The organism is Alicycliphilus denitrificans, from assembly GCF_044792555.1.
GTDB classification, from domain to species: Bacteria; Pseudomonadota; Gammaproteobacteria; order Burkholderiales; family Burkholderiaceae_C; genus Alicycliphilus; species Alicycliphilus denitrificans_A.
Genome location: NZ_CP126238.1, coordinates 201,658 through 218,680, shown reverse-complemented (window position 1 = coordinate 218,680; position 17,023 = coordinate 201,658). Strand labels below are relative to the sequence as shown.

Annotated in this window: 24 protein-coding genes; 20 read left to right on the top strand and 4 right to left on the bottom strand. The window is 56.9% G+C overall.

Annotated features, from left to right (window positions below; translation table 11 throughout):
- Positions 1-39: 39 nt before the first annotated feature.
- On the top strand, positions 40-1,056 hold the full coding sequence (locus tag P7644_RS01015) for a Bug family tripartite tricarboxylate transporter substrate binding protein (RefSeq protein WP_404301158.1): 1,017 nt from the start codon (positions 40-42) through the stop codon (positions 1,054-1,056).
- Positions 1,057-1,081: 25 nt separating this feature from the next.
- Here the strand turns inward: P7644_RS01015 and P7644_RS01010 are convergent, their stop codons facing one another.
- Positions 1,082-1,546, bottom strand: coding sequence for a PaaI family thioesterase (locus tag P7644_RS01010; protein ID WP_404301157.1), 465 nt, complete (start codon positions 1,544-1,546; stop codon positions 1,082-1,084).
- Between the two features lie 173 nt (positions 1,547-1,719).
- Between P7644_RS01010 and P7644_RS01005 the strand changes: the two genes are divergently transcribed.
- Positions 1,720-2,025 carry a GIY-YIG nuclease family protein gene (locus P7644_RS01005; RefSeq protein ID WP_404301156.1) on the top strand — a complete coding sequence of 102 codons (306 nt, stop codon included), beginning with the start codon at positions 1,720-1,722 and terminating at the stop codon, positions 2,023-2,025.
- 269 nt (positions 2,026-2,294) lie between these two features.
- Here P7644_RS01005 and P7644_RS01000 read toward each other — a convergent pair whose 3' ends face one another.
- The 3 genes from P7644_RS01000 to P7644_RS00990 form a co-directional block, all read right to left on the bottom strand.
- Positions 2,295-3,848 (bottom strand): class I adenylate-forming enzyme family protein, encoded by a 1,554-nt coding sequence (locus tag P7644_RS01000; RefSeq protein WP_404301155.1) that lies wholly within the window; start codon positions 3,846-3,848, stop codon positions 2,295-2,297.
- Positions 3,849-4,217: 369 nt separating this feature from the next.
- Positions 4,218-5,606 (bottom strand): L-serine ammonia-lyase, encoded by a 1,389-nt coding sequence (locus P7644_RS00995; RefSeq protein WP_404301154.1) that lies wholly within the window; start codon positions 5,604-5,606, stop codon positions 4,218-4,220.
- Between the two features lie 72 nt (positions 5,607-5,678).
- Positions 5,679-6,719 carry an integron integrase gene (locus P7644_RS00990; protein WP_404301153.1) on the bottom strand — a complete coding sequence of 347 codons (1,041 nt, stop codon included), beginning with the start codon at positions 6,717-6,719 and terminating at the stop codon, positions 5,679-5,681.
- A gap of 145 nt (positions 6,720-6,864) precedes the next feature.
- Between P7644_RS00990 and P7644_RS00985 the strand changes: the two genes are divergently transcribed.
- From P7644_RS00985 to P7644_RS00900, 18 genes are all read left to right on the top strand, one after another.
- Positions 6,865-7,629: a hypothetical protein gene (locus tag P7644_RS00985; RefSeq protein ID WP_404301152.1), complete on the top strand. Its 765-nt coding sequence runs from the start codon at positions 6,865-6,867 to the stop codon at positions 7,627-7,629.
- A 106-nt stretch (positions 7,630-7,735) separates the two neighbouring features.
- Entirely contained in the window at positions 7,736-8,026 is a 291-nt protein-coding gene (locus P7644_RS00980) for a DUF1010 domain-containing protein (protein ID WP_404301151.1), read from the top strand.
- A gap of 12 nt (positions 8,027-8,038) precedes the next feature.
- Complete coding sequence (locus P7644_RS00975; protein WP_404301150.1) at positions 8,039-8,518, top strand: hypothetical protein; 480 nt, start codon at positions 8,039-8,041, stop codon at positions 8,516-8,518.
- Positions 8,519-8,600: 82 nt separating this feature from the next.
- On the top strand, positions 8,601-8,843 hold the full coding sequence (locus P7644_RS00970; protein WP_404301148.1) for a DUF1010 domain-containing protein: 243 nt from the start codon (positions 8,601-8,603) through the stop codon (positions 8,841-8,843).
- Positions 8,844-8,868: 25 nt separating this feature from the next.
- Positions 8,869-9,495, top strand: coding sequence for a hypothetical protein (locus P7644_RS00965; RefSeq protein WP_404301147.1), 627 nt, complete (start codon positions 8,869-8,871; stop codon positions 9,493-9,495).
- Positions 9,496-9,566: 71 nt separating this feature from the next.
- Positions 9,567-10,235, top strand: a complete 669-nt coding sequence (locus P7644_RS00960) for a hypothetical protein (RefSeq protein WP_404301146.1) — start codon at positions 9,567-9,569, stop codon at positions 10,233-10,235.
- Between the two features lie 74 nt (positions 10,236-10,309).
- Entirely contained in the window at positions 10,310-10,933 is a 624-nt protein-coding gene (locus P7644_RS00955; RefSeq protein ID WP_404301145.1) for a hypothetical protein, read from the top strand.
- The gene (locus P7644_RS00950; protein WP_404301144.1) at positions 10,930-11,085 is read left to right on the top strand and encodes a DUF1010 domain-containing protein; all 156 of its coding nucleotides are present in this window, start codon (positions 10,930-10,932) and stop codon (positions 11,083-11,085) included. Before P7644_RS00955 ends, P7644_RS00950 begins: the two co-directional genes overlap by 4 nt.
- A gap of 26 nt (positions 11,086-11,111) precedes the next feature.
- A complete protein-coding gene (locus tag P7644_RS00945; protein ID WP_404301143.1) occupies positions 11,112-11,372 on the top strand; it encodes a hypothetical protein in 261 nt (86 codons plus the stop codon).
- 84 nt (positions 11,373-11,456) lie between these two features.
- Positions 11,457-11,612, top strand: a complete 156-nt coding sequence (locus P7644_RS00940; RefSeq protein WP_404301142.1) for a hypothetical protein — start codon at positions 11,457-11,459, stop codon at positions 11,610-11,612.
- Between the two features lie 196 nt (positions 11,613-11,808).
- Positions 11,809-12,549 (top strand): hypothetical protein, encoded by a 741-nt coding sequence (locus tag P7644_RS00935; protein WP_404301141.1) that lies wholly within the window; start codon positions 11,809-11,811, stop codon positions 12,547-12,549.
- Positions 12,550-12,622: 73 nt separating this feature from the next.
- Complete coding sequence (locus P7644_RS00930; protein ID WP_404301140.1) at positions 12,623-13,309, top strand: hypothetical protein; 687 nt, start codon at positions 12,623-12,625, stop codon at positions 13,307-13,309.
- Between the two features lie 74 nt (positions 13,310-13,383).
- Positions 13,384-14,040, top strand: a complete 657-nt coding sequence (locus tag P7644_RS00925) for a hypothetical protein (protein ID WP_404301139.1) — start codon at positions 13,384-13,386, stop codon at positions 14,038-14,040.
- 145 nt (positions 14,041-14,185) lie between these two features.
- Positions 14,186-14,506, top strand: a complete 321-nt coding sequence (gene sugE, locus P7644_RS00920; RefSeq protein ID WP_404301138.1) for a quaternary ammonium compound efflux SMR transporter SugE — start codon at positions 14,186-14,188, stop codon at positions 14,504-14,506.
- 104 nt (positions 14,507-14,610) lie between these two features.
- Positions 14,611-14,907 (top strand): type II toxin-antitoxin system RelE/ParE family toxin, encoded by a 297-nt coding sequence (locus P7644_RS00915; protein WP_404301137.1) that lies wholly within the window; start codon positions 14,611-14,613, stop codon positions 14,905-14,907.
- A gap of 3 nt (positions 14,908-14,910) precedes the next feature.
- Entirely contained in the window at positions 14,911-15,210 is a 300-nt protein-coding gene (locus tag P7644_RS00910) for an addiction module antidote protein (RefSeq protein WP_404301136.1), read from the top strand.
- A gap of 265 nt (positions 15,211-15,475) precedes the next feature.
- Positions 15,476-16,306 (top strand): class I SAM-dependent methyltransferase, encoded by an 831-nt coding sequence (locus P7644_RS00905; protein WP_404301135.1) that lies wholly within the window; start codon positions 15,476-15,478, stop codon positions 16,304-16,306.
- A gap of 224 nt (positions 16,307-16,530) precedes the next feature.
- Positions 16,531-17,022, top strand: a complete 492-nt coding sequence (locus P7644_RS00900; RefSeq protein WP_404301134.1) for a hypothetical protein — start codon at positions 16,531-16,533, stop codon at positions 17,020-17,022.
- The last annotated feature ends 1 nt before the right edge of the window (position 17,023 follow it).

The window sequence follows — 17,023 nt, the reverse complement described above, 5'->3', positions numbered from 1 at the left end:
AAATCGCTCAGCACATCACAACCAAAGGAGACCAGCGAGATGACCCACACAACCCAGCTTCCACGCTACAACCGCCGCCAGCTGCTGGCACTGGCCGCCGGCGCCGCGGCCGCCGGCCCGCTGACCGCCCTGGCCCAGGGACAAGCCAGCTTTGCCACCCGCCCGGTGCGGGTGGTGGTGCCGTTCGCCGCAGGCGGCGCCACCGACGTCATCACGCGCGTGCTGGGCGAGCACATGGCCAAGCGCTTCGGCCAGCCCGTGGTGGTGGACAACAAGCCCGGTGGGGGCGGCGTGATTGCAGGCGAGGCAGTGGCCAAGGCATCCGCCGACGGCTTGACGGCGCTGCTGGGCACCACCTCGTCCATGCTGACCAACCGGTACATCTTCAAGAAGATGCCGTTCGACCCGTTGACCGACATGGCGCCGCTGGTGCGGGTATGCCTGGCGCCGATTGCGCTGGTGGTGACAAACGACGTGCCGGCACAGAACATGCAGGAGTTCATGGCCTGGATCAAGGCCAACAAGGGCAAGCTGTCCTACGGCTCCTACGGCATTGGCTCGCATGGCCAACTGGCCTGCGCCACGCTCAGCGACATTGCGGGTGCCGACATGGCGCATGTCGCGTACCGGGGCGAGGCGCCCATGGTCGCGGACCTGCTGGGCGGGCAGGTCAAGATCGGCATGGGCAGCCTGCTGTCGCTCAAGCCGCATATCGACAGTGGCAAGCTGCGCGCCCTGGCCGTGACCGGCCCGCGCCGCGTGCCGCTGCTGCCCGATACGCCCACCTTTGCCGAAGCCGGCTTCAAGCAGGACGCACTGGCCATCGTCGGCTGGCTGGCCATCGCTGCGCCCAAGGGCCTGCCGGCCGACGTGGCGCGCCAATGGGCCAGCGCCGCCAACCAGGCCGTGGCCAGCCGCGAAGGCATGGCGCGCATCATCGCCGCCGGCTTTATCCCCGTGGACGACGATACGCCGGCAAAGTTTGCCCGAGCGTGGGCAGAGGAGGCCCCGATCTGGGGCCGCCTGCTGCAGGCCGCGGGCGTGCAGCCCACCTGACCCGCACCACTGCCCGCCGCAGCGCCTACGCCCCGGCGGGCGCGGGCTGGCGGGCAATCAGTTTGAAGCTGCCGGTGGCCAGGGCCACCAGCGTGCCGTCCTCGCCGCGCACCTCGCCGCGCGCAAAGCTGATGGAGCGCCCGCGCCGCTCGCACCGCGCGGTGGCGATCAGGTCACCGCTGCCAGCGGCGACGTAGTGCAGCGTCAGGTCGATGGTGGCCACGCCATAGGCGGCAGGATCGTGTGCGCGCGCGGCCGCGGCCAGGGTGCAGTCGAGCAGCGTGGCAATCGAGCCGCCATGCACCTCGCCGCGGCTGTTGGCCTGGTCCGGCTGGAAGCCCATGCGCACCTGGGCCTGGTTGTGGCCGATGCGCTCGCCGCGCAGCGCCATGGCGCGCGCCATGGCCATGGGCAGGCCGAAGAACATGTCGGGGGCCTCGCCGGCGAAGGGACTGACGGGGATGTCGGGAACGGTTGTTTGATTCTTCATAAGTGCATGCAAATGGTTGGTCGGTTGTAGGACTGTATGAGGCGCGCCGGGACTGCCCCAGCGCAAAACCGTGGATCCCCGCGTACGCGGGGATGACGAGGTTTTTGAACATGTGACGCGAACCACCGCCCGCCGTCATTCCCGCGACAGCGGGAATCCAGTACCCTGCGCCCATGAAGCAGCCCTGTGTCTACATTCTGGCCAGCCGTCGCAATGGCACGCTTTACACAGGCGTCACGTCCAATCTTGTTCAACGGGTCTGGCAACACAAGGGCGACTTCGTAGAAGGTTTTACCAAAGAGTACGGCGTTCACACCCTGGTCTGGTTCGAGCCGCACGAGAGCATGGAGGCCGCCATAGGACGCGAGAAGGCCATCAAGAGCTGGCGTCGCGCATGGAAGATTGACCTCATCGAGGCAGGCAACCCGACCTGGCGTGATCTGTATGCGAGCATTACCGGCTCTCAAGAACCCGGTTGAGGTCATGCGGCGCGGATTGTGGATACCCGCCCCGGATCGGAGTCAGGGGTGACGTTCCTGCGCGGGAATGGCTGCGGGCAGTGCACATCGCCTGGCGTCGCAAAATCGGCCCCTGAGTCACGCCCGCCACTGCCGTCATCCCCGCGCATGCGGGGATCCAGTGCCTCAGGCAGGCCGGTAGATTCCCGCGTGCGCGGGAATGACGGGTAGGCCGGCTCGGCGTGCGGCACTGCGCATCAGTGATCGCAGGCACTTCCTGGATTGCTGGGTCAAGCCTGCAGGTACTGCTCACGCAGTTCGCGCTTCAAAACCTTGCCAATCTCGCTGCGCGGCAGGCGCTCGGCCAGGCGCACATCGGCCACGCGCTGGGTCTTGCCCACGCGGGCGTTGAGCCATTCGCGCAGCTCGGCGGCCGTGGGCTGCTGGCCGGGCCGCGCCACGACGTAGGCCACGGGGGTCTCGCCCCATTGCTCGGAGGGCACGCCGACCACCGCGCACTCCATCACCTGCGGGTGCTGGGCCAGCACGCCCTCGATGTCGCTCGGGTAGATGTTGAAACCGCCGGAAATGATCATGTCCTTCTTGCGGTCGCCCAGGACGATGAAGCCGTCCTCGTCCAGCCGGCCCACGTCGCCGCTGCGAATGAAGCGCTGGCCCTCGCCGTCGAACCACTCGGCCTCGGCCGTCTTCTCGGGCAGGCGGTAATAGCCGCTCATCATCCCGGCCGAGCGGCCCACGATCTCGCCCTGCTCACCGGCCGGCAGTTCGCGCCCCTGCTCGTCGATGAAACGGATGTCGGCGCCCTCGCCGGGGCAGCCCACGGTGTGCAGCTTGTGGGGAAAGTCGTGGCAATGCAGCTCGCAGCGCACGCCGCCCTCGGTCAGGCCGTAGTACTCGATGAGCCGGCCGGGCCAGCGCCGCAGCACCTCGGCCTTGAGCGCGGCGCCGAACGGCGCGCTGGTGCAGAACTTGTGCCGCAGGCGGCTCAAATTCGTGCCGTCGAAGGCCGGGCAGGCCATCAGGCGCTGGTACTGCACGGGCACCAGCATGGTGTGCGTGGCGCCATGCTGTTCGGCCAGTTTCAAGTAATGCGCGGCGTCGAACTTGCGCATCAGCACCAGCGTGCCGCCCAGCGCCAGCGTGGGCAGGGCCGCCACCAGCGTGGTGTTGGAATACAGCGGCGTGGCGCACAGCGAGACCGCATCGGGGCCGTAGCCGTTGCTGATGGCGCGGCGCACATGGGCCCAGCGCATGGCCCAGGACTGCACGATGCCCTTGGGCACGCCGGTGGTGCCCGAGGAATAGATCACGTTGAACGGCCAGTCGGGCTCGGGCGCGATCGGCTCGGGCGCGCCATCGCCCTGGGCCAGCCATTGCGACCAGGCTTCGCCCGCCTCGGGCGCGTCGTCCAGCGCCACGCAGCGCAGCGCGGCGCCCGCGTGCAGCGGCCATTGCGCGGCCACCTCGCGGTCGCGCAGCACCAGGCGCGCGCCGCAGTTGTCCAGCATGGCGCTCAGGTGCGCGGCCGTGGCCGAGGGCGCCAGCGGCGCCACGGCCACGCCGGCACGCAGCGCGCCCAGATAGGCCAGCAGGTATTCGGCCGAGGAGCCGGCGCAGATGGCCACCACGTCGCCAGGCTTGAGGCCGTCGCGCTGCAGGCTGCGCGCCACGCGGTTCATGCCGGCGCACAGCGCGGCGTAGTCCAGGCTTTGCGCTTCAAGAACCAGTGCGGTGTGGTGGGGGCGGTACATCGCCTGCTGCGCGATCAACTCGGGCAGCGAGCCGAAGGGTTGGGATAGCAGGTGTTCAATATCTGGGTGCATGGAATTCAAAAGTAGGGTGGAAGACGCCGCATTGCCTCTCAGGCTCCCTCCCCCTCTGGGGGAGGGTTGGGGTGGGGGCCGGCCCGATGGGCATCAAGGCGCGTGCCAGGCCCCCATCCCCACCTTCCCCCAGTGGGGGAAGGAGCCTGCAATGGGCCGCGCGGGCCAGGCTGAAGGTGAGCATGACGGCTCGTTATCCAATGGGCCTGCCACGATAAGGGCGGGGGCCGGGCGCGGGCTCAGGGTTTCACGGTAGATGCGCTTTGTGATTGGGCAACCCCGGCTTTGCCGAATCGAAACCGCCACAGGGAAAGCAGTTTGCCCCCCGTCATCCCCGCGAACGCGAGGATGACGACCCGCTTTGAATCCTCAGCACTCCACGATATTCACCGCCAACCCGCCGCGCGAGGTTTCCTTGTACTTGCTCATCATGTCGGCGCCCGTCTCGCGCATGGTCTTGATGACCTGGTCCAGGCTCACATGGTGCGTGCCGTCGCCGTGCAGCGCCATGCGCGCGGCGTTGATGGCCTTGACCGAGGCGAGCGCGTTGCGCTCTATGCAGGGGATCTGCACCAGCCCGCCCACCGGGTCGCAGGTCAGGCCCAGGTGGTGTTCCATGCCGATCTCGGCGGCGTTTTCCACCTGCGCCGGCGTGCCGCCCAGCACCGCGCACAGGCCGGCCGCGGCCATGGAGCAGGCCACGCCCACCTCGCCCTGGCAGCCAACCTCGGCGCCCGAGATGGAGGCGTTCTCCTTGTACAGAATGCCGATGGCCCCGGCGGTGAGCAGGAAGTCGATGACGCCGGCCTCGGTCGCGCCGTTGATAAAGCGCCAGTAATAGTGCAGCACCGCCGGCACGATGCCCGCCGCGCCGTTGGTGGGCGCCGTCACCACGCGCCCGCCGGCGGCGTTCTCTTCGTTGACGGCCAGCGCGTACAGGTTCACCCAGTCGATCACCTGCAGCGGGTCCTGCTGCAGCCCCTGCGCCGCCTGCAGGGCGCGCAGCAGCGCCGGAGCGCGCCGGCGCACGCGAAAGCCGCCGGGCAGCTCGCCCTCGGCGCCGCAGCCGCGCGCCACGCAGTCCTGCATGGTGCGCCAGATGGCGAGCAGGCCGGCATCGATCTCGGCATCCTGGCGCCAATGGCGCTCGTTCACACGCATCACCTGCGCAATCAAGCCGCCCTGGACCGCGGCGCGCTCCAGCAGCTGCGCGCCGCTGTGAAACGGCAGCGGCAGCACCTCGGTGTCGGGCGCAATCTGCGCCTTGCGCTGCGCGTCCTGCGCCGCCTCCTCGCTGACGATGAAGCCCCCGCCCACCGAGTAGTACACCTGCGCATCCAGCAGGCCGCCGCCCGCATCAAAGGCCTCGAAGCGCATGCCGTTGGCGTGCAGCGGCAGCGTCACATCGGCCACCAGCGGCAGGTCGGCCAGCCAGTCGAAGGCAATCTCGGGGCCGCCCTCCAGCGGCAGCCGGCCCTGGCTGCGGATGCGCGCGATCAGCGGCGCGATCAGCGCCACGTCCACCGTGTCGGGCGCGTGGCCGCACAGGCCCAGCAGCACGGCGCGGTCGCTGGCGTGGCCGCGCCCCGTGGCGCCGAGCGAGCCATACAGCGTGCAGCGCACACGCGCCACCGCTGGCATCTGCCCCTCGCGCCCCAGGCGCTGCACGAACAGGCGCGCGGCCCGCATGGGGCCCACGGTGTGCGAGCTGGACGGCCCGATGCCGATCTTGAACAGGTCGAAAACGCTGACGGCCATGGCTGCACTCCTTTACGCCTCATCACTCGGCTACTTGATGGCGGATATTGCGCCCAAGACAGCCTGTGCCCCCTACAACGCATCCAGCGGGCTCAGTATCCCCCGCCCACCCTTGTTCAGCACATGGGTGTAAATCATGGTCGTGCTCACATCGGCATGACCCAGCAGCTCCTGCACCGTGCGAATGTCATACCCCGCCTGCAGCAAATGCGTGGCAAACGAATGGCGCAGCACATGGGGAGACACCGGTTTGTCAATCTGCGCCAGCCGCGCCGCATCGCGCACCGAGCGTTGCACCGATTCAGGATAGACATGGTGGCGGCGCTCCACGTTATCACCCGTGCGCGCATCGGGACGCGGGTCCACGGAACGCACCGGTGATGGAAATACCCACTGCCAAGCCCAGCTTTTATCCGCCTGCGGATATTTGACAGCCAGCGCATGCGGTAAATACACCCGCCCCAGGCCGGCTGCCACATCCTTTTCGTGCAAGGCAAGGGCCTTTTTCAATTGCGCCTGCAGCGGGTTAATCAAATTCTCCGGCAATACGGTAATGCGGTCCTTATTACCCTTGCCCTCGCGAATCACAATTTCGCGCCGGGCAAATTCCACATCCTTGACGCGCAGACGCAGCGCCTCCATCAAACGCATACCCGTTCCATACAAAAGCTGCGCAATCAACCCCGTGGTGCCATTCATGTGCATGAGCAGCGCGCGCACCTCCGACGGCGTCAATACCACCGGCAGGCGGCGCGGGCGCCGAGCCTGAATCACCTCGTCCAACCAGGGCAGATCAATGCCCAACACCTGCTTGTACAGATACAGCAGCGCGGCCTTGGCCTGGTTCTGTGTGGAGGCCGACACCTGTCTATCCACCGCCAGGTGGCTCAGGAATGCCTCCACCTCGGCCGCACCCATGTCCTGCGGATGGCGTTTGCCATGAAACAGGATGAAGCGCCGCGCCCAGTCGATATAGGCCTCCTCGGTACGAATACTGTAGTGGCGCGTGCGCAGGTGAATGCGCATGCGCTCCAGCAGCTTGGGCGGCTTAGCTGGGGACGCGCCACTGGGCGAGTCGGTGCTGGCGGAGGCTGGGGCGGAGGGCGATGCCATCCGCAAAATTTTAGGTTTGACTAAACAGCGGATAGAGAGGGTTTGACTCTAGATGTTGCAAAATGTATTGTGCAATCAGACCAGTTCAGCTAGCATCCTCATCGTCTAATTCTAGTTAGCCTATTAGTTAAATACGGAGAACACCATGATTTTCAGATGGTTATGGCTTGCATTTTTGTCGATCACTTTAACGCCGAGCTATGCGCAAACCACGGTTTCTTTTTGCGGCAACCCCGTGCAAAAGCCCTATAACAGTTCGCCGCAGGTTTTTGCACCAGATGGCACTCGTGGCGTAGGGATACGTATATGGATTAATGGGGTTTTATCACCCATTCCCGATACAAAAGCTGCTTGCTTACCTATCGCGCTGCGATACAACAATCCGGGTGTGCTAAAAACCCCATCAAAAGCTCCATGGCCTAACCAAACCTCAAAAGACAGCAAAGGGCATGCAGTCTTTCCAACTGTCGAAGCCGGAATTACCGCATGGGGCTTGTGGATGAAGAAAAAATCCGAGTCAGGGAAACCACAAACTGCAATGTCAATAATGTCCGTCTATGCGCCACCTAACGACTGCGTTGGTTCAATTGGCACCCCTCCCAACTGTCCTTACGGCATCAATCCAACGGCTGAGTATGCAGCACGCGTCGCCGCCAACGTAAATAAGAAACCCGAAGACGTACTTAATCTTGATGGTACAGACTGCAAAGAAGGCAGAGACGCGTTGTACGCGCTATTTCAGCAGATCACGTCATTTGAGATCGGAGGCAACTTCTGCGGCCGTGAAAACAAAAAAACTCTAGCACTTTGCGATGTCGATAGAGAGCTATTCGACAAAGCAATGGATAACGCTTACGGCCCAGTGAATTTTGGCAAGTGTGCAGACCCAGCTGAGGCTCATCAGAAGTAACAACAGGGCTAACAATCCGGTCCAGCGGACAGTCGCCCAGCTGCGCTGTCCGCCTGCCGCTGACCTTCGTCGTTAGTCCCAAAGAAACCACCGCTTTATTTAGCCCATGTTGATTCAAACGGCATTTCGTTTCTCAGGCGTTGTTCAGCGCTGGGTTTGCCGTTTCTCCGGGCTTCGCCTGCATGGGCTGCGCAGGTTTCCAGTCTTTTTGGCCTCTAGCCCTTGCGTAGCAAGCGCAAGCAGCTATCGTTTTCGCAGTGTTGCGCTGCCTCGGTGGCGCTGTGCTTTTTCGCAGTTCGTGCCCGTCACCAAATTCAGGTTACCCGTTTTGGCTTCTGGCTCTAACATTTCGGTCAAGCCGACCCGCATTCTGCGGTCGGCTTACCTCGCCCGTTAGCTAAGATCCCATATGACAGAAGCTTTTGAATTTGCGGGAGCTGTTTTATTTGCACTCGGAGGCGGTAGTGCGGTCGTCTTTGCTTTATCTAAACATTTGGCAGCTCTTTGGGCACAAAGAACTATCGAGCGCGAAAAGGCAAATCTAATCCGAGAACAGGAGCTACTTGTTCGTAAGAGAAATATATATGCAAAACTCTCGCAAACAATTCGCGTATTTCTAGCTTCGGCTACTCCCGCAACAACCGAACAAAAAAATGCATTCTTGGCTGCATATGACGAAGCTGCGCTCTGGGCTTCTGAAGAAGTAGTCGAGGCTTTAGGTAAATTTCTCGATCTAAATATGCAAGCTATGAATTCTAAGGAATCTGTTTCTCAAGAAACTTACAAAAAAGCTTTCTTGGCTTGTGTTAACGAAATGCGACGTGACTCAGGATTTCCAAAAACTTCTTACCAACACCGCATGGTTGTTTTTGAAATTTCAACTAGCTAACCCGGCGCTCAAGCCGCCCCGCCTTCGGCGGTCGGCTTACCTCGTTCGTTAGTCCCAAAGAAACCACCGCTTTATTTAGACCATGTTTATTCAAACGGCATTTAGTTTCTCAAGCGCTGTTCAGCGCTGGGTTTGTCGTTTCTCTGGGCTTCGCCTGCGTTTGCTGCGCCAGTTTCATTTTTTAAGTGCTGTGCCGCTTCGGTGGTGCAGCGCTTTTTCGCAGTTCGTGCCCGTCGCCAAGTTACGGTTACCCGTTTTGGCTTCTGGCTCTAACATTTCGGTCAAGCCGACCCGCCTACGGCGGTCGGCTTACCTCGCCCGTTAGTCAACATGAAACGACGAATTCAGCAATGACCGTACCAGTCGAAAAAGACCTGCTCGATACGATTAGCGCGATCGCCACGCTTATCACGCCAATTCTTCTGGTTATTCTGGGAGGCATTGGCTGGCTTATACAGAACCGTATCGAATCTTCGCAGATAAAACAGGAGGCGCAAACCAAGCGTATTGCGGAGCTTGAGGACAAATTGCGCGAAGACAGACTTGCTACTTACAACGCCCTGCTCGAACCATTTTTTCTTCTCTTCACTAGCGATGCTGCTGTCGCGCATGACCCTAAATATAAAAATAAGAAGAAGGATGAAATTGCTCTTGCAAGAATGCTGTCAGTTGAATATCGGCAAGTCGGCTTCAAGCTGTCTTTGGTTGCAAATGATGAGGTTGTTCGTGCTTACAGCGAGCTAATGCAATTTTTTTATCACACTGAGCGAGATGGTAGACCCATCGATGAAAAGACTTCCCACTGGATTGCCTTGATGGGAACACTTCTTCTAGAAATCAGGAAGAGCATGGGTAACCAGTCAAGTTCACTTGACCGTTGGGAAATGATCGAGTGGTTCATGCAAGATGCTTCAAAGATGAAGGCAATCCATGAGAAATCACCACATCAGTTCGTGTTACCGACGCCAATAGCGTGACTCCTAACCATCCATTCGAGGCGGACGGCTTCGCCGCCGCTCAATTTATTCGTTAGATTCTTGGATACATAGTGGCACTGCAACCAACCAAAACAAAATTGAGCCTAGACGGGCGATGGAAGCTTGAAGAGCTGTCCGAGGCAACAAAAGACTACACGCAGCTCTATGGTTTCGCCTATTCGCTACTTCCCGACCTTCCTTTGGCAAGGAGGGAGGAAATTGATTACATATACGGCAAATTCCCTTGGAGGGGGGGATACAGCACTGTCAACTTTTTCAGCCAGCTATTTCACAAAATACCGCCCAAGCTTCGACCAGAGGTTGTGCGCATTCAATATGCTTCACCGGGCTTTATTGAACTCTCTGAACTATTGCTTGTAGCAATTACCGTGGCCGGAATTGTTAAGGCTGTATGCAGCGCCTTGAACACAGCCCACGATACATACCGAAAAATCCAAAAGGGGTCTATCGATCACAAGCTTTCCAAAATTAACTTAACTAAAGAAGAGCTTGAGCTTACGCAAAAGCAAATAGCTTTCTGCGAAAGCTCTGCAAGGCAACTTATTCAAGTATTTGGTCTTACTGAGACACAAGAAAAACTAATAGATCAACGGGTTCAAGGAAATCCGGTCATGAAGTTAAAGATTCTTCTTTCTGTTTTTAGGCGTGCCGAGCCGCTTGCCAAAAAGCAAAGCGATGGCAAGCTTGAAGTCACCGGGAAAAAGAGCGATGGAATCTAACACTTCATTCCAGCGGACCGCCTACGGCGGCCGCTGAATTCCAACGTTAGGCTCTCTCATAAAACGATAGAAGCATGATTGATAGCTATAAATACACATTCGGGCTAGAAGGTCAGCAGCACTTTATGCGAGCGGCCATTGACGCACTCGAACCACTGGAGCGAGCTCTTAAAGAAGGTGACTGGGAAGAGTCCCCTGAGTCTTTCAAGAGCAACCCAACGCTTTACACACACCAGAGTCCAACGGCTTTTTCTGGAGTTGAGATTGTTGGGGGCTTAGCAGTGTTCACAGCAACCTGCTTTGGCAAAAAGGTCTTTGATGAGTTCTTCGACAGGCTATGGAAACGGCCTGTGGGGAAGTGTATCGACACGCTCCTGGAAAAACTAAATATTCAAGACCATAAACTCCTAGAGTTTCGTGATGTGGTCTATTTTGAAGATTTGAACGTCGCCATAGTTGTTCGCAACCTAACCAAGACGCAAGGCGCTGAAATCATTGATGCACAACTGCTTGAAGCCCATAGCCTTGCGCACGAATACCTTTCAAAAAATGGCAAGAAGGCGCCTATCCACTGCCATCGAGTTGTGGAAGGAAAGGTTGATCCCGAGCCTCAGTTTTATATCTCCATTGAGAGCATGCGCAATGAAGAAAGATCTCGCATTATGGCCTTGCGCAGATACGGCGATAGAAGTATATGAGTATCTCAATTAAAGGTTCACTTGTCCCCAAGCCTAACAAGTGGTTCAACAGGACGTCTACCAGCTTGACTGGCAACCGCCCGTTGGCCTTCGGGTCTAACTGTGCAGTCAAGCCGACCCGCCTACGGCGGGCGGCTTACTTTCGGCGTTAGCCTCACATTCACATAGAAAGGAAAAAATGAAAGCACGAGATTTTGAAGATAAAGTTTGGGAAGTTGAAGGAGTCCGAATTGTTCTTCACGCAGGCAACGACACCGAAGTAAAAGACTACGACTATAAAAAAGCCGCAGATGAGAGCTGGCGCATCACGGAACTTGGGGATAAGAGAATCAACAAGCATTTAAACGGGATTACTTATTCAACCATCCAAGGAGATGGAGAGGAGCCGCACGGTAGGGTAATCCTTCGAACTATTCGCAATGGATACGGTGGCAAATAGTCCTGTCTAACCTTACAGTCAAGCGGACTGGCCTACGGCCAGCCGCTTACTTTTAGCGTTAGGTATATCAAAAAGGAATATTTCATGAATCATAAAAAACACAATGCCGAAGTCACTATTTTTTCAGCTTTAAAGGTCGATTTTCAATACTCAATCAAAATTGAGGGGGCATCGGATTTCAATGGGGCTGGATCGGTACTGATCAAAGAACTGAATCCACCACTAGAAAAAATAAAATAAACTGTCGAGGCATATGTCACTGAAAAAGCAGTCTCGCATCTTGGTCAAAGTGCAGAGCACAGCCTAGACGTCTCAATTGTGATCACGAACACCTCGAAAATGACAACCAAAGTCAACATCACACCGCGCACAACCTAACCCGGCAGTCAAGCGGACTTACCTACGGCAAGCCGCTTACTTTATTCGTTAGGTCTCGATGCAAGATTCATTGCAAGCCCAATCCCGCACCTCAAGTGTCTACTTGGCCGCCGATAAGCTCGGGTTAGGTGTGTTGCTCTACGCCTACGCCACATTGCTAGGAGCGATTTACATTTTTGGGTATTGGCGAGCAATCGGATTTGATGTATTTCCATATGCCTCTTCAATCGACTACATCAGTGCACCGCTAAATCGCCTGCTAGTTTTAGTGTCAGTTCCCATCCTTTTTTCCTTCGTGCTTTTTAGCCAATCAGATCGAAAAGATGGCAACTTTATCGTAAAACTATCTGGCTATTTAATTCTCTTGTACTCAGTTAGCTTCGGTTTTGATTATTACAGAGCAGTAATGGCATTCTTTGGAAATAAATTCCACTACGAAAACGAGAAAAGCGTTCTTGTACTTGCACTTGTTCTATTCGCGGCAAGCGTAGGCATCAGCTACCGCATCTATAAGCATGATAAAAGTATATTTACCTGTGTCGCAGCACTCGTTTTAATGCAGCTTGCAGGCACCGTATCGGCTGGCTACCGCGATGGAAAAGCCGTCTTCAATGGCGCGGCCAATGTGTTCTTTCTAGACAATAAAGATATCTGCGAGCCTAATGGAATTATAGATTGGGTTTACCTTGGAAAGTTTTCGACAAAATCCTTCTTTCTAAACACAATCGACAAACGTCTATGTATTACAGAAGCCGGCTCTTATAAACTCTCGCCACAAAAGTTCGCCGAGGGGCTATGAATGAGAGACCTAACCCAGCGGTCAAGCCGATCCGCCTACGGCGGCCGGCTTACCTTGTTTGTTAGTGCGATCAATGAACCAATCCATCAGCGAGTTTCTACGCCAGTCATGTAGTTGTTTAGGCTCTAACGAGAATTGCTTCAAGTGCGGAGGATGGGGATATATAGACGATATTTCTAAAGGCCGCTCGATGCCAACTGCTCATGGAGGAGGAGTTGGCCCAAAATCTTCGTTTTCTGCACAGGGAGCGAGGCAGGTGTCGCAGTCTCTGCCGATGCCGTCTAAGAAGATTAGGACAATTTTCGTAAAGCCGATCTCGCTCAAATTTGGGCCTACGCTGAAGCCAAAGCCGACAACGATTTGTTCTATCTGCGGTGTAGTTGTGACCAAGATAAAAAAGCATATGTCAAGGGTTCACAGCGAAGAAAAAACAGAGCAATTGCTTGCAGTTGCTGTCAAGAAAAAATCGAAGCCCCAGCTTTGCAAATGTCCTTACTGCTCATCGTTTGTACGTCAGGATCGACTAGATGCTCATATCAAAAAAACACATAACAATGGTTCGCAGGTTTCTCCGAAAGCACCCATTCGACGTAAATTACAGCAGACGAAGCACCAACAACAATCAACATCGAGCACAGATAGTAGCCGTGAAAATCGATCGATGGATGCCACCCGCGATTACTACGCCCGATATCGTGATAATGGTCAGTTTGGTTCACACCCGTCCCATGACAGCTTCGATGACGAGTCCGCGCCCTAACCTTTCGCTCAAGCGGACAGCTTCCAGCTGCCGCTTACCTTATTAGTTAGGCCACTAGACAAGCTCAATTTCGTATGCACGCCCAAGCAATCACTTCGGTTCGCTGGCTATTGAACGAACTGCACGATCCATTCGTGATGTTTCCGCTTCAAAGCATCGCGCGCTCACTGTCAGAGGTGGCGGCAGAGTCCCAAGAAAGTTTTTGTGCACGAGAAGGCCCATATGGAGTAGCTCGTAAGTTCTGGGGTGTGCCAATGGAAATGCTCCATGAAGAGATTGGCCTACTAATTGGTTCAGCATTTGTTCTTGGCCAAGCCACACTCACTCAATCGATTGCAATCGTCAGCCAGCTTCACCATCTATCTGGACGGAAGGCATCAATTCTGAATAGAAAGCATGAACTCCTCGAAATAGAGGCCACGAGAGATCCAGAAACTCAGATGAGCCATTTGGTAGTCATCGATACCGCAGCTAACTTCTTCAAGCATCACCATGAATGGCCAAGAGACTGGCATCTATCATCAGAAAAAGGGGTTCAGGCGAAGACAACTGCCAACGCGCGTACTCTAGGATTTAGTGGTCACGAAATTACTGACAATATGCACATTGCACTTCGACGGATGGGGATCGACCAAAGTAACATGGCCGACATCGCAAGTACGATTCAAGGCTGGAGGGAGCGCCTTGCTCAGAAATTCAGCCATGAACTGGGAGAGCCAATTGATTGGTGACTCGTGGCCCAACCCTACAGTCGAGGGGACGCGCCGCGACAATGCCGCGTCGCGCCCCTCACTTCCACATTAGGCTTCACGGAAGTGGGGACGACCTCACCTCTCCACCCTGTCCGGGGACGACCCCAAGCAAGAGAGATGAAGTATGAACTGGTTCATTCTAGTTATTGCTGGCTTGTTTGAGATTGGCTGGGCAGTTGGACTCAAATACACGGAAGGCTTTACCCGGCCTTGGCCCACAATCGCTACCGTGTTTTCCATGATCATTAGCCTAGGTTTGCTTGGTGTGGCTATGAAAGCTCTTCCAATGGGCACGGCCTATGCAATATGGGTCGGTGTTGGTGCAGTTGGCACCGCCATACTCGGCATTGTTCTGCTGGGTGAGTCCGCAAATCCTTTGCGGCTCTTAAGTCTTGGACTTATCGTCGCCGGTATTGTTGGACTCAAACTTGCAACCCCAGCCTAACAGTACAGTCAAGCCGACCCGCATACTGCGGTCGGCTTAGCTTTTTCGTGAGGCGTCTTGGCACTCGCATTGACAATACGTAGCCTATTGGCTACAGTTGCTCTATGTTCCAAATCCGCAAAACCGATGTCTACGCTGCTTGGATAGATGGCCTTTGCGATGTCCAAGGGCGTGCACGTATCTTGGTCCGAATCGAGCGGCTTGCGGCCGGCAATCCCGGCGATGTGAAGCCGGTCGGTGAAGGTGTTTCCGAGTTGCGTATCGATGTTGGCCCCGGCTATCGCGTGTATTTCACTAAGCGGGGCCGAGAGGTTGTGATTCTGTTGGCCGGCGGTGATAAGTCATCTCAGGCCGCAGATATCAAAACGGCGTTGCGGTTGGCGCACAATCTGAAGGAGTAAGACATGGCAAAGACAGCAACCTCCCGTTATGACGTCGCAGAGCATCTGCGTACGCCTGAAGAAATGGCGGCATATCTTGAAGCGTGTATTGAAGAGGCAGATGGTGATGCCACGTTCATAGCCAAAGCACTTGGCGATATTGCACGCGCCAAAGGTATGTCTCAAGTTGCTCGCGATGCAGGGCTTTCTCGTGAAAGTCTCTACAAAGCGCTCTCGGGTGATCGCGCTCCGGGCTTCGATACCATCCTGAAAGTCATGAGAGCGCTTGGAATAAAGCTTCATGCAGAAGCAGTCAATCATTAACCGGACGCCGAACACTACGATCCAAGGTGCAGTCGCAAGCTGCGCTTGCGATTTCCTCGCTTCGCTTGGCCATCCCTGATTTTCGACGTTATTGATACGGCCTTCTGAAGTATCAATTTTTGCCTCATCTTCAGGGTTGCACACAGAAAAGCGCCTCAAACTTCAAGGGGCCAAAACAATAGTTTTCGGTATTCTTGGCCTTTCGGCAGGCCGCTTTTGTCAGTCGTTGTGCGCCACAATCAACCACTCTTCAAGGGGGGCGTTCGTGAATACAGAACTCACTGATCGGCAGCAGCGTGAACTCGAGTACCACCGAGAACACGCAAAGCTTCATAAGTCCATCCTTTCCGCGCCGTTCTCATGGGGCGTTCTGGAACATCCCGACCGACGTTGGTGGAATGCGTACTGGGCAATGTACGGGTACCTGGTGGGCTGCGATGTCAAGGGTAAGAACGTCTTGGTTGTGGGCTGCGGCTTCGGTGATGACGCGCTCCGCCTGGCAAAGCTGGGGGCCAAAGTCAGTGCCTTTGACCTGAGCCCCGATTCCCTTGAAATCGCAAGAGCGCTCGCACTCCGTGAGGGATTGGATATCGTTTTCGAGGAAATGCCTGCCGAGCAAATGACATTCGAAGCCGACACCTTCGACTATGTTGTCGCCAGGGATATCCTTCATCACGTCGACATCCAGAGAACAATGCGCGAGATCGTCCGTGTAGCCAAGCCCGGCGCGGTGTTCGTGGTTAACGAGATCTACTCGCACTCCACCACCGACAGGATCAGGCGCTCCAGCCTGATTCAGAAGGTGCTCTATCCAAGGATGCAAAGGTTCATTTATGGCCCAGGCAAGCCATACATCACCGAGGATGAGAGAAAGCTCAGCGAGTTCGACCTTGCGGAAATAATGAAACCGCTTGAGCCGCCCTTGTTCACAAAGCACTTCAACTTCCTCGTCACGCGCGTGATTCCGGATCGGTTCGAGCAGCTCGCAAAGGCAGATCGCCTGTTGCTGCGTGCGTTGCGGCCGGTCGCCCATCTGCTGGCAGGGCGCGTGCTGTTTAGCGCTCGCATCGCAAAGCCTGCCAGCAGCGTGCAATGATGCCCGGCCCTGCGCTCAACCGGCCGCTGCACGGCGGGCCATGAGCCCCCGCGCCGTTGATTCGTCGCTGCGGTGGACCCGCCCCGGATCGGAGTCCAGGGTGGCGTTCCTTCGCGGGGATGACGGGCCCTGTAGACATTGCATGCCATGGCTACGCGAATCACCAGATATCGCTACTTGAGCCAACGGAAATCGCTATTTGAGCCAAGGAGAAAGGTCGGTATATGCCGAAATCAGCCCTTCCGGACGACGAGCTGAGGACGCTCGACCGCCTTGCGCAGTTCACTATCGCTTACCTGCTGCTGGCGTCCCTGGCCTCATTTCTTGCCGGCGCGCATGCATTGAACTCTCCTGCCCTCCCGGCCCTCCTTGCTCCGGTTTTGATTGGTTTTTGCGGCAGCGCCATCGCGGCGCTGACCTCTTGCCTAGACCGGTATGCAACGGGGTTTGAACGCGAGAACGGCGAGCCGTACCCGGAGAAGGCCACGGGCGGGAAGTTCAACAGGCGGTTCTCGCGCTGGCTTTTCATCAGGCCGTTCCTTGGTGCGGTGGTCGCCCCTGTGTTCATTTGGGGCCTGAGCCATTTCACGCAGAGCCCCCAAGAGTTTCAGTCATCCCCTGAGACGCTTGGATTCACTGCGTTCACGGCGGGCCTGCTGGCAAAGTCGGTGCTCGACTTGGTCAAGAATTTGTTCAAGAACGTGTTCAAGGCATGAC

Excerpts from the sequence above, each read along its gene's own strand:
- P7644_RS00945 (WP_404301143.1), top strand. The coding sequence starts at position 11,112 with ATGAAAGCACGAGATTTTGAAGATAAAGTTTGGGAAGTTGAAGGAGTC.
- P7644_RS00910 (WP_404301136.1), top strand. The coding sequence starts at position 14,911 with ATGGCAAAGACAGCAACCTCCCGTTATGACGTCGCAGAGCATCTGCGT.
- P7644_RS00985 (WP_404301152.1), top strand. The coding sequence starts at position 6,865 with ATGATTTTCAGATGGTTATGGCTTGCATTTTTGTCGATCACTTTAACG.
- P7644_RS00900 (WP_404301134.1), top strand. The coding sequence starts at position 16,531 with ATGCCGAAATCAGCCCTTCCGGACGACGAGCTGAGGACGCTCGACCGC.
- P7644_RS00970 (WP_404301148.1), top strand. The coding sequence starts at position 8,601 with ATGTTTATTCAAACGGCATTTAGTTTCTCAAGCGCTGTTCAGCGCTGG.
- P7644_RS00940 (WP_404301142.1), top strand. The coding sequence starts at position 11,457 with ATGAATCATAAAAAACACAATGCCGAAGTCACTATTTTTTCAGCTTTA.
- P7644_RS00935 (WP_404301141.1), top strand. The coding sequence starts at position 11,809 with ATGCAAGATTCATTGCAAGCCCAATCCCGCACCTCAAGTGTCTACTTG.
- P7644_RS00975 (WP_404301150.1), top strand. The coding sequence starts at position 8,039 with ATGACAGAAGCTTTTGAATTTGCGGGAGCTGTTTTATTTGCACTCGGA.
- P7644_RS01010 (WP_404301157.1), bottom strand. The coding sequence starts at position 1,546 with ATGAAGAATCAAACAACCGTTCCCGACATCCCCGTCAGTCCCTTCGCC.
- P7644_RS00925 (WP_404301139.1), top strand. The coding sequence starts at position 13,384 with ATGCACGCCCAAGCAATCACTTCGGTTCGCTGGCTATTGAACGAACTG.
- P7644_RS00930 (WP_404301140.1), top strand. The coding sequence starts at position 12,623 with ATGAACCAATCCATCAGCGAGTTTCTACGCCAGTCATGTAGTTGTTTA.
- P7644_RS00955 (WP_404301145.1), top strand. The coding sequence starts at position 10,310 with ATGATTGATAGCTATAAATACACATTCGGGCTAGAAGGTCAGCAGCAC.
- P7644_RS00995 (WP_404301154.1), bottom strand. The coding sequence starts at position 5,606 with ATGGCCGTCAGCGTTTTCGACCTGTTCAAGATCGGCATCGGGCCGTCC.
- P7644_RS00990 (WP_404301153.1), bottom strand. The coding sequence starts at position 6,719 with ATGGCATCGCCCTCCGCCCCAGCCTCCGCCAGCACCGACTCGCCCAGT.
- sugE (WP_404301138.1), top strand. The coding sequence starts at position 14,186 with ATGAACTGGTTCATTCTAGTTATTGCTGGCTTGTTTGAGATTGGCTGG.
- P7644_RS00980 (WP_404301151.1), top strand. The coding sequence starts at position 7,736 with ATGTTGATTCAAACGGCATTTCGTTTCTCAGGCGTTGTTCAGCGCTGG.
- P7644_RS00965 (WP_404301147.1), top strand. The coding sequence starts at position 8,869 with ATGACCGTACCAGTCGAAAAAGACCTGCTCGATACGATTAGCGCGATC.
- P7644_RS00950 (WP_404301144.1), top strand. The coding sequence starts at position 10,930 with ATGAGTATCTCAATTAAAGGTTCACTTGTCCCCAAGCCTAACAAGTGG.
- P7644_RS01015 (WP_404301158.1), top strand. The coding sequence starts at position 40 with ATGACCCACACAACCCAGCTTCCACGCTACAACCGCCGCCAGCTGCTG.
- P7644_RS00915 (WP_404301137.1), top strand. The coding sequence starts at position 14,611 with ATGTTCCAAATCCGCAAAACCGATGTCTACGCTGCTTGGATAGATGGC.
- P7644_RS01000 (WP_404301155.1), bottom strand. The coding sequence starts at position 3,848 with ATGCACCCAGATATTGAACACCTGCTATCCCAACCCTTCGGCTCGCTG.
- P7644_RS01005 (WP_404301156.1), top strand. The coding sequence starts at position 1,720 with ATGAAGCAGCCCTGTGTCTACATTCTGGCCAGCCGTCGCAATGGCACG.